This window comes from Pseudomonas sp. S3(2024) (genome assembly GCF_036861315.1).
In the GTDB taxonomy this organism is placed as follows: Bacteria; Pseudomonadota; Gammaproteobacteria; order Pseudomonadales; family Pseudomonadaceae; genus Aquipseudomonas; species Aquipseudomonas putida_A.
Genome location: NZ_JAZAQQ010000004.1, coordinates 474043 through 491389, shown reverse-complemented (window position 1 = coordinate 491389; position 17347 = coordinate 474043). Strand labels below are relative to the sequence as shown.

15 protein-coding genes are annotated in these 17347 nt (G+C 61.4%); 9 read left to right on the top strand and 6 right to left on the bottom strand.

Annotation, left to right across the window (positions count from 1 at the left end):
- Positions 1-9: 9 nt before the first annotated feature.
- The 6 genes from VLA07_RS13890 to VLA07_RS13865 all read right to left on the bottom strand — a co-directional run bounded on the left by VLA07_RS13890 (position 10) and on the right by VLA07_RS13865 (position 6690).
- Positions 10-804: a DUF4123 domain-containing protein gene (locus VLA07_RS13890; protein ID WP_333989468.1), complete on the bottom strand. Its 795-nt coding sequence runs from the start codon at positions 802-804 to the stop codon at positions 10-12.
- Entirely contained in the window at positions 801-2138 is a 1338-nt protein-coding gene (locus VLA07_RS13885; RefSeq protein WP_115988292.1) for a contractile injection system protein, VgrG/Pvc8 family, read from the bottom strand. The genes VLA07_RS13890 and VLA07_RS13885 overlap by 4 nt, the downstream gene beginning before the upstream one ends.
- 230 nt (positions 2139-2368) lie before the next feature.
- A complete protein-coding gene (speA, locus tag VLA07_RS13880) occupies positions 2369-4282 on the bottom strand; it encodes an arginine decarboxylase (RefSeq protein WP_003221289.1) in 1914 nt (637 codons plus the stop codon).
- Between the two features lie 219 nt (positions 4283-4501).
- Complete coding sequence (locus VLA07_RS13875) at positions 4502-4873, bottom strand: translation initiation factor Sui1 (RefSeq protein WP_007914613.1); 372 nt, start codon at positions 4871-4873, stop codon at positions 4502-4504.
- A gap of 188 nt (positions 4874-5061) precedes the next feature.
- Complete coding sequence (locus VLA07_RS13870) at positions 5062-5619, bottom strand: NUDIX hydrolase (RefSeq protein WP_333989467.1); 558 nt, start codon at positions 5617-5619, stop codon at positions 5062-5064.
- A 3-nt stretch (positions 5620-5622) separates the two neighbouring features.
- Complete coding sequence (locus VLA07_RS13865; RefSeq protein ID WP_007963034.1) at positions 5623-6690, bottom strand: DUF2333 family protein; 1068 nt, start codon at positions 6688-6690, stop codon at positions 5623-5625.
- Positions 6691-7116: 426 nt separating this feature from the next.
- On the opposite strand from VLA07_RS13865, the gene gcbA reads away from it, so the two are divergent.
- The 9 genes from gcbA (at position 7117) to fis (ending at position 17346) form a co-directional block, all read left to right on the top strand.
- The gene (gene gcbA / locus VLA07_RS13860; RefSeq protein WP_027613596.1) at positions 7117-8787 is read left to right on the top strand and encodes a diguanylate cyclase GcbA; all 1671 of its coding nucleotides are present in this window, start codon (positions 7117-7119) and stop codon (positions 8785-8787) included.
- A gap of 51 nt (positions 8788-8838) precedes the next feature.
- A complete protein-coding gene (locus VLA07_RS13855; RefSeq protein WP_333989466.1) occupies positions 8839-10785 on the top strand; it encodes a methyl-accepting chemotaxis protein in 1947 nt (648 codons plus the stop codon).
- A gap of 252 nt (positions 10786-11037) precedes the next feature.
- Positions 11038-11490 (top strand): type II 3-dehydroquinate dehydratase, encoded by a 453-nt coding sequence (gene aroQ / locus VLA07_RS13850; protein ID WP_025111759.1) that lies wholly within the window; start codon positions 11038-11040, stop codon positions 11488-11490.
- 48 nt (positions 11491-11538) lie between these two features.
- The gene (gene accB / locus VLA07_RS13845) at positions 11539-12000 is read left to right on the top strand and encodes an acetyl-CoA carboxylase biotin carboxyl carrier protein (RefSeq protein ID WP_333989465.1); all 462 of its coding nucleotides are present in this window, start codon (positions 11539-11541) and stop codon (positions 11998-12000) included.
- A 17-nt stretch (positions 12001-12017) separates the two neighbouring features.
- Positions 12018-13376, top strand: coding sequence for an acetyl-CoA carboxylase biotin carboxylase subunit (gene accC, locus VLA07_RS13840; protein ID WP_333989464.1), 1359 nt, complete (start codon positions 12018-12020; stop codon positions 13374-13376).
- Between the two features lie 255 nt (positions 13377-13631).
- A complete protein-coding gene (prmA, locus tag VLA07_RS13835; RefSeq protein WP_027613592.1) occupies positions 13632-14510 on the top strand; it encodes a 50S ribosomal protein L11 methyltransferase in 879 nt (292 codons plus the stop codon).
- 30 nt (positions 14511-14540) lie between these two features.
- Positions 14541-15833 carry a DUF3426 domain-containing protein gene (locus VLA07_RS13830; protein ID WP_333989463.1) on the top strand — a complete coding sequence of 431 codons (1293 nt, stop codon included), beginning with the start codon at positions 14541-14543 and terminating at the stop codon, positions 15831-15833.
- Between the two features lie 185 nt (positions 15834-16018).
- A complete protein-coding gene (gene dusB / locus VLA07_RS13825) occupies positions 16019-17029 on the top strand; it encodes a tRNA dihydrouridine synthase DusB (RefSeq protein WP_007961945.1) in 1011 nt (336 codons plus the stop codon).
- Complete coding sequence (gene fis, locus VLA07_RS13820) at positions 17026-17346, top strand: DNA-binding transcriptional regulator Fis (protein ID WP_003221275.1); 321 nt, start codon at positions 17026-17028, stop codon at positions 17344-17346. Before dusB ends, fis begins: the two co-directional genes overlap by 4 nt.
- Position 17347 lies beyond the last annotated feature (1 nt).

Below are 17347 nucleotides of genomic sequence, written 5' to 3'. Positions count from 1 at the left end.
TGTCGCACCTCAAGATTGATCGTTCTGCCACTGTCGCCGCACATGCTCGAGACGTTCCTGCTGGCTCAGCCCGTCCGGCAGGTCTGGCAATACCGCTCGGGGATGCTGCAAGCGTAGCCACAACCAGCCATCCAGCACCGTACGGTCGCTGAAACCCAGGCTCAGCCCCTCCTGCACATGGGAGGCCATGCGCGCATAGTCGGTTCCCATTGATTGGCACCAGCGCCAGATGTGTTGTTCCAGCAAGCAGCTTTGCAAACGTTCGCGCTGACGATGGGTGAGGCTTTCGTCGATCCCCAGCGGCTCGACCACCCACTGCGGGTTGCGCAGTTGCTGCCAGCCTTGACTGCCGATGGCGAGGTCGGCCCAAGTGCCACCGAACCAGCGCACCAGGCGGATCGGCCCGAGCCAGCGGCTCAAGTCGGCGGCATCACAGGCGTCGAAAAAATAACTCGCTGTCTGTCGATTGTAGTAACCGAGCAAGGCGCGGTGATTGAGCCCGAACGAGACCGTCAGCATCCGTCGCAGGTGGCTCAGCATTACTGCCTGCGAGGCATCACTGGCGAACAACAACCCGCGCCAGGTCTGCGGATCATGCTGACACAGCGCCGCCAGTGCCGGGCAGTCATGCAGGTCGACCAGCAGCGGACCGTGCTCGCTTACCGCTTGAAACTCGGTGCCCTCGAACAGCCGCGTGCAACGTACGCTGGCGAACCCCAGGCGCAATGTCGCCATCGCCTGCTGCGCATCGGCACCATCGAGCAACAGCCACTGTACCTGCGGGGCAAAGCCGACGCCGCTCAAGCGGCGCCGTCCTGATCCAGCGACGCCACCAATCGGCAACTGCAGATCGACGCCGTGCAGTGGTTGTAACTGCCGCCGCCGGGCATCAGGCACATCAGCAACAGCGGTTCGGCAGACTTGAGCCATTGCGCCAGGCCCGCGCTCGGCAGCACGTCCGGCAGCGCCAATGGCGCTTCGCAGTCTTCGATCACCGCCGGCTCCTGCAGCACACCACTGATCACCGGCTGATCCGGATCGCCTTCATGAAAACTCACCACCACTTCAACGCCTTCGCGCAACGATGTCAGTGAGGCGTCGCTCAACGCTGCTGCGAGCGGCAGCCAACAGTGGCTGGCGGCAGCGCCTTCACCCTGATAAAGCCAGTCGAACTGCACCGCCACCGGCCGTTGATCGTCGGGCTGCGGTTCATCGACCGTCACTACCCATGCACGTTGCAGACTGTGCATGCGCGGCCTGGCACAAGTGCTCGTCAATGTCGGCAGTTGCGCCTGGGCGGCGGCGACGATCCGGTTGCTGTAAGCCGGCTCGCTGGCGGGATCAGCACGATGCTCGATCCGGCTCAGCAACCAGCGGCGGTTGCATTCGGCAAACGGATGCGCGGTCAACGCCAGCCACTGCGCGGCGCGCAAGGTCGGCAGATCGCTGTGGCCATAAGCTTTGCCGGCCTGCGCCGAACCCGCGTCCACATCGCTGGCGTCCACCTGCATCTGCCAGCGTCTTACCGCCGGGGTGCTCGCGCCATCGTCCACAGACGCCGCGCCGGCCACGGGTAAACGCCCTGGATCATCGACAAAGACCAGACAGTGTCCGTCCGGCCGGTGCTCGAAGTAGTAGTGGATCCGCGCCTGCGCGCACAGCCGCTGCACGAACTGCAGGTCCGACTCCCGGTACTGGGTGCAGAAAGTGTGCACCGGGTATTCGCACTGCAAATCAAAACGTCGTTGCGCACCAACGATCCCATGCTCCTTGAGCACCTGCGCGAGGATCTTCGGCACGCACTGGCTGCTGAAGATCCGCTGACTGAAACGCAGCGCCAGACAACTCAGCTTCGGTCCCAGCGTCACTCGACACAATCGGGCGCCCTGATCGTGCTCATGCTGAACGACACTCTGCAATTGCCCGCTCAGGCCATTGTGTCCGGGACCGAACTGCAGGAACGCCGAGCGGAAAAGCAGGCCGGCCAGGTCCAGTTGCGGATCATTGATCAACAGATCGATATCAAAGGCGAAGGGTTCGCTGATGCCCTCACTTCCGGTAAAGGCCAGCACCTCGAAGGGCTCGGGCAGCCCCGTTACATCGAGACGAAACGACGGCTCGTTGACTGATTCGAACATGGGCGGATCTCTACAGGAGGGGCGGCCGGGGATTCTCGCCGAGAGCCATGGCCGAGTAGAGAGCTGAAGTACAACTTAGGAAATGACCTACGCGAAAAGCAGACCGGATCACTTCTCCGGCTGTGGCAGGCAATTATTTCGCAGGGGATTTGGGAAATGTCCCACCGGGTCATCCGAATTTTCCACAGCTTGAGGGAAAATTTCAGACAACCCGGTGCAACAGACCTGACTCAGGAAGACAGGTAGGAGGAACGGGTCAGGCCCAGACGCAAGGCATCGAGGAACTGCGTACGCTCGCTGGCACTGATGCGGGCACTGGCGCACTTGTCGCGGTAGTGGGTCATCAGTTCTTCCGGCGACAAGTGCACGTAACGCAACATGTCTTCGATGGTGTCGTGGGTCTCGATACCGGCGTGGTACACGCTGCCATCGGCGTTCTGGTAGATGTTCACCGAGTCGGTGTCACCGAACAGGTTGTGCATGTCGCCGAGGATTTCCTGATAGGCGCCGACCAGGAACACGCCCAGCAGATAGTCTTCACCTTCGTTCAGACCGTGCACCGGCAGGCTGGTCTCGATGCTCTGCTCGTCGACGTACTGGTTGATCTTGCCGTCGGAGTCGCAGGTCAGGTCTTGCAGCACGGCGCGACGCAGCGGCTCTTCGTCCAGACGATGCAGCGGGATGATCGGCAGCACCTGATCGATCGCCCAGGTGTCCGGCAGGCTCTGGAACACCGAGAAGTTGCAGATGTACTTGTCGGCCAGCTTGTCGTTGAGTTCGTCGAGCACCTGGCGGTGCGAACGCTGACGTGCCTTCAGCGAGTTGTGCAGGCGACGGCACACAGCGAAGTAGCACTGCTCGGCCAGGGCCTTTTCCGCCAGGGTCAGTTTGCCGTCGGCGTACTGCGAAGCCACGTCGCTCATGTAGTGCGTGGCGCGCCAGTAAGTCTCGGTGACCATCTCGATATCGGTCGGGCCGAGCAGGTCCACCAGCCACTGCACGGTTTCCGGCAGGTTTTCCTTGTTTTCGATCAGCGGGATTTCGTCGTTGTGTTTCTCGACGTCGGTTACCTGCACCACCAGCATCGCGTGGTGCGCGGTCAGCGAGCGGCCGCTTTCGGAGAAGATGTGCGGATGCGGCAGGCTCTGCGCGTCGCAGAATTCCTTGAGCATGCCGACCACGACACCGGCGTAGTCGTCCATGTCGTAGTTGATCGAACTGGCATTGCGCGAGTGGGTACCGTCGTAGTCGACACCCAGACCGCCGCCGACGTCGATGTGATCGACCGGCAGACCCAGGTTGCGCAGCTCGCCGTAGTAACGGATCGCTTCCTTGAAACCGTGCTGGTAGTCAGCCAGGTTGGCGATCTGCGAACCCATGTGGAAGTGCAGCAGACGAATGCCCTGATCGAGGCCGGCCGCGCGGAAGCGCTCGACCACCGACAGCAGTTGCGCCGCCGACAGACCGAACTTGGATTTCTCGCCACCAGTGTCCGCCCACTTCGACGACGCCAGCGACGACAGGCGCACGCGCAGGCCGACCTGTGGCTTGACCTTGAGCGAGGCGGCTTCTTCGATCACCAGGCCGACTTCGGATTCTTTCTCGATGACGATGAACACGTTGTGGCCAAGCTTCTGCCCCATCAGCGCCAGACGGATGAACTCGCGGTCCTTGTAACCGTTGCAGACGATGGTGCCGCCCTTCGGCGCCAGTGCCAGCACTGCCAGCAACTCAGGCTTGGAGCCGGCTTCCAGACCGATGGAAACGTTCTGGGTGGCGATGATGTTCTCGATCACCGCTTCTTGCTGGTTGACCTTGATCGGGTACAGCGCGGTGTACTTGCTCTGGTATTCCAGGCGCTCGATGTTCGAGTCGAAAGCACCGGTCAGTTGACGGACACGGTCTTGCAGGATGTCGGGGAAACGTACCAGCAACGGCAGGGACAAGCCGCTCTTGCGCAGTTGGTCGACTTGTTCGAACAGGTCGATAGGTGAGCTGCTCGGGCCGTTCGGACGAACTTCGACGCGACCGGCGTCATTGATCGCGAAATACCCGGCCCCCCAATGGCGAATCCCGTAAACACTGCGGCTGTCCGCAACTGTCCATTGGCTGCCATCGTCTTTACGTGTGCGTCGTACGGACATCGAAGTCCCCTATAAAGAAGTCATAGTGCGTCGCCTGATCGCAGGCCGGCGCAGTCTAAAGAATGAAAATGACGGTTCGTCAGCGCGGCGGTAGACCGCGCTGACCGCGTGTAGTTTAGAAACCGGTCATGAACAGGCTCTGTGAAAACCATGGAGACGACGCCGGATCTGAACTGCTTCAGTGCCGGATCAAGCCGCAGATGGATTTCACAGAGGCTGCTAGCCGCCGGACTTCTTCGCTTTGAAACCGTGTTTGATCAGCTCAGCCAAGAGTAGCTCGACATGATCGCCCTGGATTTCGATGATCCCGTCCTTCAACGCTCCACCGGTGCCGCAACGTTTCTTCAACGTTGTCGCCAACTCCTTGAGGGCGTCTTCGGCCAGTGGCACGCCGGTGATGGTGGTCACCGTCTTGCCGCCACGGCCCTTGCTCTCGCGACGCACGCGGGCAATGCCGTCCCCGGCCGGGATCACGGTTTGTTTGCAGATACAGGCGTCCACCGGTTTACTGCATTCCGGGCAATGACGACCTGCGTCGGTGGAAAATACCAGGCCACCAAGGGCGGCGAAGGATGCGGCTTTTTTGGCCACCGGCAATCCTCTTGGGAGGACAAAGACTGATCGCGACCTTGGGCAAGGTCATCGACCGCGAAGCCCCACTCAGGCAGGGGCAGCGCTACTGCACCGTGCGCTTGAACAAAAGCAGGTCGGTGCAGCTTGAAAAGGTCGCGCAGTGTAACGGCAAAAAGCGCAATTGCTAAGAGCCAATCGGCGCCAATTTATGTGTTCTTTGCGACGCCGCTCTGCTGCGCCTGCAGATAGCGCTTCAACGCGGCCAGAGAGTCCGGGCAGTAAGGCTTTTGCTCGATTTCCTGCAGCACCTGATCGACCGGAATAAAGCGTGCTTCCAGCACTTCTTCCGGCTGCAGTTCCAGCGGGCCGTCCCACACCGCGGAAAATGCCGAGCACCACAGGCGATTGCCGGTGTCCTCGAAGAAAAAATGATCGTGGGCGGTCAGTTCCACCCCGCTCACCCCCAACTCCTCTTCCAGCTCGCGGGCCGCCGATTCGGCGTAGGTCTCATCGGCCTGCACCATGCCGCCGGCTGCCACATCCCAGTAACCGGGATAGATCGCCTTGCTCAGGGTGCGCCGGTGTACGCAGAGCTCACCAGCGGAATTGAACAACATGATGTAGGTGCCGCGCCCGATCAGCCCGCGCTCACGCAGATCGGCCCGCACCAGGGCGCCGAGCAAGTTGTCCTGCTCGTCGACCCAGGCGATCTGTTCGGCATCGGAGGCGGCGCGGTGCGCCGCCTCTTTGGCGCTATCGACCATGACTCAGCCCTGATTGAGCAGTTGACGCAGATCGATCACTGCGGCGTTGGCCCGGGAAATGTAGTTGGCCATGACCAGCGAGTGGTTGGCCAGCACGCCGAAGCCGCTGCCATTGAGGATCATCGGGCTCCAGACCGGCTCCTGCGATGCTTCCAGTTCACGGATGATCTGGCGCACGCTGACCGTGGCGTTCTTTTTCGCCAGCACATCGGCGAAATCGACTTCGATGGCGCGCAACAGGTGCGACAGCGCCCAGGCCTGACCGCGTGCTTCATAGAACACGTTGTCGATCTGCATCCACGGAGTCTCTACGACTTCCTCGTCAACTTGCGGGACTTCGCCAACCGCCGGCACTTCGGTTTTCAGCGCGGTGTTGAGTTTCACCCGGCCGACACTGGCGGACAGGCGTTGCGACAGCGAACCCAGACGGGTGCCGACATCGCCCAGCCAGTTGTTGAGGTTATCGGCGCGGGCGTAGAACAAGGCGTTTTTCTGCGTTGGATCAGACAGACGCGCCTGATAACGGCTCAGGGAGTTGATGCCTTCCTGGTATTCCGATTCGCTCGACGGCAGGATCCAGCTCTTGTTGTCGAAGTTGAAACGCGGTTCGGCCTTGGCCAGATCGGCATCTTCGGCCGACTGCGACTGCGAACGGGCGAAGTCTTTACGCAGGGCACGAGTCAGGTCACGCACCTGCACCAGCACGCCGTATTCCCAGCTCGGGGTGTTGTCCATCCACAGGCCAGGCGGAAAACGGTCGTTGGAAATGTAGCCGCCCGGTTTGTTCAGCAACGTACCGGCAACGGTCTTGAGGGTTTCGACCGTGGTGTAGCCGACGACCATCTGCTTGCCTTCTTTCTCGGCAGCCGCCTGGGCGTTTTGTGCCACCGGAAACAGCGCCGGCTCCTGGCTCCAGTACCAGCCCAGGCCGATGGTCACCAGCAGATAAATGCCGATCAGCGTGGCCAGCGCGCGGCTGAACAACAGCCCGCCCACATAGCTGCGGGTGGCCGACTTCGGCTCAGCGGCACGTTCAGGCGCGCTGCCCGCGCGGTTCTTCCAGTCCAGCATGGCGATATCCTTTCAATCACTTGGGTTCAACGGTTCGACCACAACCATACAACAACGTGCCAAGGCCGGCACCCGCCATTGAAGAGAAGCAGAAAATCCACGGAACGCGCGGCATCGACCCGCGAATTCTCTAGGGGTTTCCCTGATACAGCGCCATCAACAAAGCTGCGAAACAGGCATTTGCAGATTAGCGTCTGTCTGCAGCACAGCGTGGTGCACACAGGCTTGTTTACGCTTCAAGCAGCACCATATGCCCGGTTTACGGGAGGCTCACCGACGAACAGGTTCAATCCGATACCGCTCGGTCAGAAACTGAATTGTGCAGCACCGCAGATTATTGATGCACGACACTCATATAAGGGAAAAGAGGTGCTAGCATAGAGCCACCAGTCGATCTCAGCATGCGCCCTAACTAGTAGTCAGGATATGACCGAGCCAGAAGACCCCAGCCGTGAGCGCCTCAAGCACCACTTTGCCCAGCGGGTAATTCATCAGGCACGTCAGATTCTTGAGATATGGCAGCGCCTGCAACGCAGTGAGTGGTCCACCGCCGACCTCGCCGAACTGAGCGAGGCCAATCTGCGCCTGCTGCGTTTTGCCGAGCGCTTCGAGCAGCCCGAGCATACGCAACTCGCGCGTCATATCGGCCAGTCGCTGGAAGCGGTGGACGCCAATCGCGGACGCCTGAGCAGCGGCCTGATCACTGACCTCAATCGTTTGATGCAGCGTCTGTCGCGCACCGGTCTGCGCCATGGCGATCAACTCGACCAGACCTTCCTGCCGCCACTGCGCAAACCGATCTACGTCATGTTGCAGGATCACGACCGCGCCGAGCGGCTGGCCAAGCAGCTGGAGTTTTTCGGCCTGACCGCGCAGGCGCTGGACAGTGTCGCGGCGTTTCGCTCCTCGATGGTCGAGCGCTTGCCCGCCGCGATCGTCATGGACGTGGACTTCAGCGGCGCAGGCGTCGGCCTGCAACTGGCTGCCGAAGCTCAGGTTGGCCTGGAAGAACCGCTGCCGCTGCTGTTTTTCAGCCTGCACGAAACCGACACCCCGACCCGCCTCGCCGCCGTGCGCGCCGGCGGCCAGGAGTTCCTCACCGGCACCCTCGAAGCGTCGAGCCTGCTGGAGAAGATCGAAGTCCTGACCTGCGTCGCCCAGTACGAACCTTATAAAGTGCTGATCATCGACGACTCCCGCGCCCAAGCCTTGCACACCGAGCGCCTGCTCAACAGCGCTGGAATCGTCACTCGCACCCTGATCGAACCGATCCAGGCGATGGCCGAACTGGCGGACTTCCAGCCGGATTTGATCATCCTCGACATGTACATGCCGGCCTGCACCGGCACCGAACTGGCCAAGGTCATCCGCCACAACGACCGCTACGTCAGCGTGCCGATCATTTATCTTTCGGCCGAGGACGATCTAGACAAGCAGCTCGACGCCATGAGCGAGGGCGGCGACGACTTCCTGACCAAACCGATCAAGCCGCGGCATCTGATTACGACTGTGCGCAACCGCGCCGCCCGCGCGCGCAACCTCAAGGCACGCATGGTCCGCGACAGCCTCACCGGCCTGTACAACCACACGCACATCCTGCAATTGCTCGAAGACTGCTCGTTCCGCGCCCGTCGCGAGAACAAGCCGCTGAGCTTTGCCATGCTCGACATCGACCACTTCAAGCGAGTCAATGACAGTCACGGCCATCCGATGGGCGACCGAGTGATCAAGAGCCTGGCGCTGTTCCTCAAGCAACGCCTGCGCAAGACCGACTTCATCGGCCGGTACGGTGGCGAAGAATTCGCCATCGTCATGCCCGACACGGATATAGAAGCGGCGCACAAAGTGCTCGACGAGATCCGCCAGCGCTTCGCCGAAATCCACTACCCGGCGCAACCGCACGATTTGTGGTGCACCTTCAGCGCCGGCGTGGTGGAAATGCACGAGGATTCCGACAGCCTGATGATGGCCAGCCAGGCCGACGAAGCGCTGTACCGCGCCAAAGGTGCCGGACGCAATCGAGTGCAGACCGCACGCGACTCAAAGCAAAGTGCCACCTTTTCATCGGAATCCACTGATTCGGTCATAACCCTGTAACAGAACCGCAATAAATTCAGGCGCTTACCATTTCTGCCGTTGGTAGCCGTCATGCGCCTGAAGTTGCTCACCAATCTCAACACTCTGCTGCTGGTCGCCGTCTGCGTGGCCCTCGGCGCGACGCTGTGGTGGTCGCAAAAAGCCTTGGAGCGTCCGTATCTGTTGATGGAGCGCTACCTCGGCCTGTCGCAGCAATTTCAGAATGACGTGGCACGCAATGTCGAGGACTACCTCGCCAGCGGCGACGCCCTGCGCCTGAGCAGCGCCAGCCAGGCCATCGACGGCCTGCAGAAGGAGCTCGGCGAACTGCCGCCGGCACTGGCCGAGACCCTGCGGCCAAGCCTGTCGAGCCTGGAAGAGTTCAGCAAAACCGACCTGCTCGCCGCCGGCAAACTGGCCGGTGATCCGCAAGCACTGCTGCTGCAAGCCGAACGCGAACTGAGTGCCAGTCTCGATCAACTCAGCACCTACGCCAATGGCAACGCGACGTATCTGACGCCGCTGCTCGTCGCTTCGCAGCACTTGGGCAAGCTGTCGCTGGCCCGCGACAAACTGGTCAGCAGCGGCCGCAGTGAACTGGCCGCCGACGTCGAGCGCGAAGTCGACAACATCCTCACCCAGGCTCAGGCCATCGACGCCCTGCCCCTGCTCGGCGTGGTCGCCAAGCATGAATCCGGCAGTGATGATTTCGCCGCGATGATGGGCATCGAAAGCACAGAAAAAGCCGCAGCCGAAGACGCCGGGGTCGGCCTCAAGCGCGAACTCAACAGCCTGCTCGGTCGCTACCCGGCGGAGCTGGTACGTACCCGCGAGCAGATCCAGAAACGCACCGACCTGAGCACCGCGACCCATTTGAAGATCGCCGCCGTGCAACAGGCGATCGCCGGGCTTGAGCCGGTGGTACGCGCCCAGCACGGGCAGATTCAGGGCGAAGTGCGCCTGATGCAGGGCGTGATGATCGGCCTGATTCTGTTGATCGCCCTGCTGATCGACACCCTGCAGCGGCGCCTCGCCCGCACCCTGACCAACCTCGCCCCGGCGCTGTCGACCTGGGCCGAAGGCGATTTCAGTAGCGACATTCAACTGGGCAAGACCAACCGCGAACTGCATGACATCGAAGCGTCGCTGAACCGCCTGCGCGCGTATCTGGTGGATCTGGTCGGGACGATTCGCGGCAATGCCGAACAGGTGGCCGACAGCAGCCGTACCCTGGCCGAACTGAGCAACGACCTGCACAGCGGTGCCGAACATCAGGCCGGCGACACCGCGCTGATCCGCGATTCACTGGGCGAACTGGAAGCGACCATTCAGCAGGTTGCCGGCGATGCACGGCAGGCCGCCGATGCCAGTCGCCATGCCGGGCTGGCCGTCGAACACGGACAAACCGTGATCGGCCAGAGCCTCACCGGCCTGCACGCGCTGGTCGGCGAGGTGCAAGGCAACGCGCAGATGATCGAGCATTTGGCCGAAGAGTCGGCGACCATTGGCGGAGTACTGACGGTGATCCGCTCGATCGCCGACCAGACCAACCTGCTGGCCCTGAACGCGGCCATCGAAGCGGCGCGGGCCGGGGAAATGGGCCGTGGTTTTGCGGTGGTGGCCGAGGAAGTGCGCTCACTGGCGCAACGCACGGCGGGCGCCACGGCAGAGATCCAGACACTGATCGCCGGCCTGCAAACTGCTGCCCGACAATCGGTCGAAGGCATGCGCGCGCAAGTCGAACACGCCGAAGCCACAGCCAATCAGGCACAAGCGGCGGACGGCGCGCTGGATAAAATCGTCGGCGCGATCCAGACCATTTCCGACACGGCGATACGTATCGCCGACATCACTGCCCGGCAAAGCGGCGCGGTCAGCGAGATCCGCGACCACAGCGAGCGGATCCATCAATTGGGCGGGGATAACCTGCTGCGTATCGGTGAAGGTCGCGAACAGGGCGAGAACCTGCTGGTATTGGGCGGGCAACTGCATACCGCCGTGCAAGCCTTCCGCGTCTGATAAACCGCTATCGCGAGCAGGCTCACTCCTACAAGGGAACGCATTTCAACTGTAGGAGTGAGCCTGCTCGCGATAGCGTCATTCGTATCACCGCAAATCTTGCGGAATGACCGGATCAAATCACTCAGTCACAAATTTCGCGCAAACATCGGTCATCGTGCTGGCTATTGCAGAGAACTGGACAGTCACAAAGCCTTTGCGGCATAGTCGCCGGGTTCTGACGACTGCTCATTCATAACAAGGAACATGCAGATGGCGACGCTACTGGTGCTGCACGGCCCCAACCTGAACCTGCTCGGCACCCGCGAACCGGGCACCTATGGGTCAACGACCCTGGCGCAGATCAATCAGGATCTGGAGCGCCGCGCCCGTGAAGCCGGCCATCATCTGCTGCACCTGCAAAGCAATGCCGAGTACGAATTGATCGACCGCATCCACGCCGCTCGCGGTGAGGGTGTCGATTTCATTCTGATCAATCCAGCAGCATTTACACACACAAGTGTCGCATTACGTGACGCGCTGCTGGGAGTGAGCATCCCATTCATCGAAGTGCATTTGTCCAACGTGCACAAGCGCGAACCTTTCCGCCATCACTCTTACTTCTCCGATGTAGCGGTGGGAGTGATCTGCGGCCTTGGCGCCAGCGGTTACCGACTGGCCCTGGAGGCCGCACTAGAACAGCTTGAAACACAGGCAACGACTTGAACCACAAGCGTTAAACGCCCCTGACCGACCCTTGGGAGTTGATGATTCATGGATATCCGTAAAGTTAAGAAACTGATCGAATTGCTGGAAGAGTCCGGCATCGACGAGCTCGAGATCAAGGAAGGCGAAGAGTCCGTACGCATCAGCCGTCACAGCAAGACCCCGGCTCAGCAGTACTACGCTCCGGCGCCGATGCAGGCTCCGGCCGCTGCGCCTGCCGCCGCTGCTCCAGTAGCTGCTGCCGCTCCGGCTGCCGCTGCTGCTCCGGCACTGAACGGCACCGTGGCCCGCTCGCCAATGGTAGGTACCTTCTACCGTAAATCTTCGCCAACCTCGCCAGCCTTCGTTGAAGTCGGCCAGACCGTGAAGAAAGGCGACACCCTGTGCATCGTCGAAGCCATGAAGATGATGAACCACATCGAATCTGAAACCAGCGGTGTGATCGAATCCATCCTCGTCGAAGACGGCCAGCCGGTTGAGTACGACCAACCGCTGTTCACCATCGTTTGAACTGCGGAGAGCCTTTGATGACTGCGAAGTTGGAAAAAGTTCTGATCGCTAACCGCGGTGAGATCGCCCTGCGGATTCTGCGTGCCTGCAAAGAGATGGGCATCAAGACCGTCGCCGTTTACTCCAAGGCCGACAAAGAGCTGATGCACCTGGGTCTGGCAGACGAGTCCGTCTGCATCGGCCCGGCTTCTGCCGCTCAGTCCTACCTGCACATCCCGGCCATCATCGCTGCCGCTGAAGTGACTGGCGCTACCGCCATTCACCCAGGCTACGGTTTCCTCGCGGAAAACGCCGATTTTGCCGAGCAGGTCGAGAATTCCGGCTTCGCCTTCATCGGCCCGAAAGCCGAAACCATTCGCCTGATGGGCGACAAGGTATCGGCCAAGCACGCGATGATCGAAGCAGGCGTGCCTACCGTTCCAGGTTCCGACGGCCCGCTGCCGGAAGACGAAGAAACGGCGCTGCGCATCGGTCGTGAAGTCGGCTACCCGGTGATCATCAAGGCCGCAGGCGGCGGTGGTGGTCGCGGCATGCGCGTGGTGCACAAGGAAGAAGACCTGATCGCCTCGGCGAAACTGACCCGCTCCGAAGCTGGCGCGGCGTTCGGCAACCCGATGGTCTATCTGGAAAAATTCCTGACCAACCCGCGTCACGTCGAAGTTCAGGTACTGTCCGACGGCCAGGGTCACGCCATCCATCTGGGCGACCGCGATTGCTCGCTGCAACGCCGTCACCAGAAGGTTCTCGAAGAAGCGCCGGCACCGGGCATCGACGAGCAGGCGCGCCAGGAAGTTCTGGCTCGCTGCGTCAAGGCGTGCATCGACATCGGCTACCGTGGCGCCGGCACGTTCGAGTTCCTGTACGAGAACGGTCGTTTCTACTTCATCGAAATGAACACCCGTGTTCAGGTGGAGCACCCGGTTTCGGAAATGGTCACCGGTATCGACATCGTCAAGGAGATGCTCAGCATCGCCGCTGGCAACAAGCTGTCGTTCACGCAGGATGACGTGGTGATCCACGGTCACTCGCTGGAGTGCCGGATCAACGCTGAAGACCCGAAAACTTTCATGCCGAGCCCGGGCACGGTCAAGCATTTCCACGCCCCGGGCGGCAACGGCGTTCGCGTCGATTCGCACCTGTACAGCGGTTATGCAGTTCCGCCGAACTACGACTCGCTGATCGGCAAGCTGATCACTTACGGCGCCACCCGCGACGAAGCCATGGCGCGCATGCGTAATGCCCTGGACGAGATCGTGGTTGACGGGATCAAGACCAACATCCCGCTGCACCGTGAACTGACCCGCGACGAAGGCTTCTGCAAAGGGGGTGTGAACATTCACTACCTCGAGCACAAGCTGGCTGGCGAGAAGCACTAAGCTTCAGCCCGCACCTGACAAAGCCGCCTTCGGGCGGCTTTGTTGTTTCTACAGCTTTCAAATCCCCTGTGGGAGCGGGCTTGCTCGCGAAAGCGGTGCATCAAATACATTTATTTGTCTGGCACACCGCCTTCGCGAGCAAGCCCGCTCCCACAGGGTGCAATGCAGCTCCCACAAACCCTGCGCGCTCGCGTAAACTTGCGCGCTTCTCGCTGGCCGCTAGGCTGCAATCATATTTTTTCAAAGGTGCCCGCCATGCCTTGGCTGCAAGTACGTCTCGCCATCAGCCCGGAACAAGCCGAAACCTACGAAGACGCTTTCCTTGAAGTCGGCGCCGTTTCGGTGACCTTCATGGACGCCGAAGATCAGCCGATCTTCGAGCCGGAACTCAACACCACCCCACTGTGGGCGCACACGCACCTGCTGGCCCTGTTCGAGGGCGGCACCGAGCCTGCGCCGGTGCTCGCGCATCTGGAACTGCTGACCGGCAGTCCGCTGCCCGAGCATCACAGCGAAGTCATCGAAGACCAGGACTGGGAACGCAGCTGGATGGACGGCTTCCAGCCAATGCGTTTCGGTCAGCGCCTGTGGATCGTGCCGAGCTGGCACGCCGCGCCCGAGCCTGACGCGGTCAATCTGTTGCTGGATCCGGGCCTGGCGTTCGGCACCGGCACCCACCCGACCACCGCCCTGTGCCTGGAATGGCTCGACGGTCAGGACCTGAAAGACTGCAACGTCCTGGACTTCGGCTGCGGCTCGGGAATTCTGGCGATCGCCGCCCTGCTGCTCGGCGCGAAAGAAGCCGTCGGCACCGACATCGACGTGCAGGCGCTGGAAGCCTCGCGCGACAACGCCGGGCGCAACAACATCGCCGATGAGCTGTTCCCGCTGTACCTGCCGGAAGATCTGCCGCAGGTCAAAGCCGACGTGCTGGTGGCCAACATTCTGGCCGGCCCGCTGGTTTCCCTGGCGCCGCAGCTGTCCGGCCTGGTGAAAACCGGCGGTCGTCTGGCACTGTCAGGCATCCTCGCCGAACAAGGTGAAGAAGTCGCTGCCGCCTATGCGCAGGACTTTGATCTGGACCCGATCGCCAATCGCGATGGCTGGGTGCGTATCACCGGCCGTCGGCGCTAGAATGACCGCCTGCATAAACCGGATCGCCGCATGACCGACAGCTTCGTCACCCAGTGCCCGCATTGCCAAACCAGCTTCCGCGTCAGCCATGCTCAGTTGAGCGTGGCCCGCGGGGTGGTTCGCTGTGGCTCCTGCCTGCAAGTGTTCAACGCCGCCAAACAGCTGCTGGAACAACACGCCGGCAAGGAAGCGGTCACTCCGGTGGCGCCGTCCATTGTCCAGCCAGCACCGTCTCAGGCGGTGGTCAGCGAGCCGCCGCCAGTGGTCGAAGCACCCGTCAATGACGAACCGCCCGCGCCGCGCGCCATCAGCCAAAAGCAATGGAGCGCCAGCGAGCTGGACCTGGACAGCCTCGATCTGGACGAAGAACTCGCCCGCCTCGAACAACGGGAAATCCAGCCGACCACCGAGTTCGGTCGTCAGCGCGAGGAGTCCCTGAGCGCCCGGCGCGACAGTCCTGAAGCCGATGAAACGGAGTGGCGCGACAGCCTGTTCAGCGCACGCGACGATGAACGTCTGCCCGAGCCCGAAGATGACGTCGAGTCAGATGCCGTCGAACCGGAACCGCTAAACACCGCGCGCACCGAGCCTTCCCTGTCGCTGGAGCCGGTGGATCTGGATGACGAGCCGCCGATCCCGCAACTGCGCCTGCACGACCCGATTGATCCGAATGCCCGCCGCGAACGCCTGTCGGCCAACGTCGAGCCGGACGATGACGACTTGCCATCGGTCGAACCGCTGCGCAAAAAACGTCAACGCGCCGAACCCGGCGTGCGCGCCGAAGTGCTGCAGGATCTGACAGACGATCCGCTGCAACTGGACTGGCAGAAGCGCCGCTCGCCCTGGGGCGGACGCCTGCTCTGGGGCTTGCTGGTGCTGTTGGCCGCCGCCGGTCTGGCAGGTCAGTACATTGCCTATCATTTCGACGAACTGGCGCGCCAGGATCAGTACCGCCCGTGGTTTCAGCAGTTCTGTCCGCAGATCGGCTGCACGGTGCCGTCCAAGGTCGACATCGGCAAAATCAAAAGCAGCAATCTGGTGGTGCGCAGCCATCCGGAATTCAGCGGGGCGCTGGTGGTGGATGCGATCATCTACAACCGCGCGACGTTCTCCCAGCCATTTCCGTTGCTGGAGCTACGCTTCGCTGACCTCAACGGTCATCTGATCGCCAGTCGTCGCTTCAAACCCGGCGAATACCTCAACGGCGACCTTGAGGGCATGGCGGAAATGCCGCCGCAGACGCCGATCCACATCGCGCTGGATATCCTTGATCCAGGCCCCAAAGCGGTGAATTACAGCCTGAGTTTCCACTCGCCCGAGTGAATCGCTTCATCGCTTCAGGTTTGACGGCAGTTTTCTGACTTCGCCCGCGCTTACCAAACCGCTGGTAATAACAGAATAACTGTTCAGATTTTGTTCAATTCAGCCTTTATCCAGTCATCGAGAGCGGGTATCATGCCAACCCTTTTTCGAACTCTCATGATCCGGCCCCACTTCAGGGAAGTCCTATGTCGGCGGTACGCATCGGCCCATATACATTGCAGAACGGTTTGATTCTCGCCCCGATGGCGGGCGTCACCGACCAGCCCTTTCGTCAGCTGTGCAAGCGTTTGGGCGCAGGGCTTGTAGTCTCGGAAATGGTCACCAGTGACATGAGCCTGTGGAATACCCGCAAGTCGCGCATGCGCATGATCCACGAAGGCGATCCCGAGCCACGCTCGGTGCAGATTGCCGGTGGCGATGCGCAGATGCTGGCGGACGCGGCACGGGCCAACGTCGAACTGGGCGCACAGATTATTGATATCAACATGGGTTGCCCGGCAAAGAAGGTCTGCAACAAGGCCGCCGGCTCCGCGTTATTGAAAGACGAAGCACTGGTGACCGAGATCCTGCAGGCCGTCGTCGCTGCAGTGGATGTGCCGGTGACCCTGAAGATCCGCACCGGATGGGATCGCGACAACAAGAACGGCCTGACTGTGGCGAAGATCGCCGAGCAGGCCGGGATCACCGCGCTGGCCGTGCATGGCCGCACGCGCGCCGATCTGTACACCGGCGAAGCCGAGTACGACACGATTGCCGCGATCAAGCAGGCGGTGTCGATCCCGGTGTTTGCCAATGGCGATATCGATTCGCCGGAAAAGGCCCGTTACGTGCTTGACGCGACCGGTGCCGATGGCCTGCTGATAGGCCGGGCTGCCCAGGGGCGGCCATGGATTTTTCGCGAGATCGAACACTTCCTGCGTACCGGCGAGAAATTGCCGGCGCCGGAGCTGAGCGAAGTGGAACGCATCCTGCTGGAGCATCTGGCCGCACTTCACGCCTTCTATGGGGATGTGATGGGCGTCCGTATTGCCCGCAAGCATGTGGGCTGGTATCTCGCAACCTTGCCGGGCGCCAGGGAGTTTCGCGCCCACTTCAATCGTTTGGATGGTACGGAAACACAATGCGCCAACGTTCGGGAGTTCTTCGCCGAGCGTTACAAGAGCCTGACAGGGGACGAAGAAGGGGTGGCCGCATGACGATGATGACCGAGACTTTAGTGAGTGGAACAGCACCCGTGAGCGACAACGTGAATTTGAAACAGCACCTCAATACCCCGAGCGAAGAAGGTCAGACCCTTCGCGGGAGTGTCGAGAAGGCGCTGCACAATTATTTCGCCCACCTTGAGGGCGCGTCCGTCACGGATGTGTACAACCTGGTGCTCTCCGAAGTCGAGGCTCCCCTGCTCGAAAGCGTGATGAACTACGTCAAGGGCAACCAGACCAAGGCCAGCGAGCTGCTCGGACTCAACCGCGGCACGCTGCGCAAGAAACTCAAGCAGTACGATCTGCTGTAAG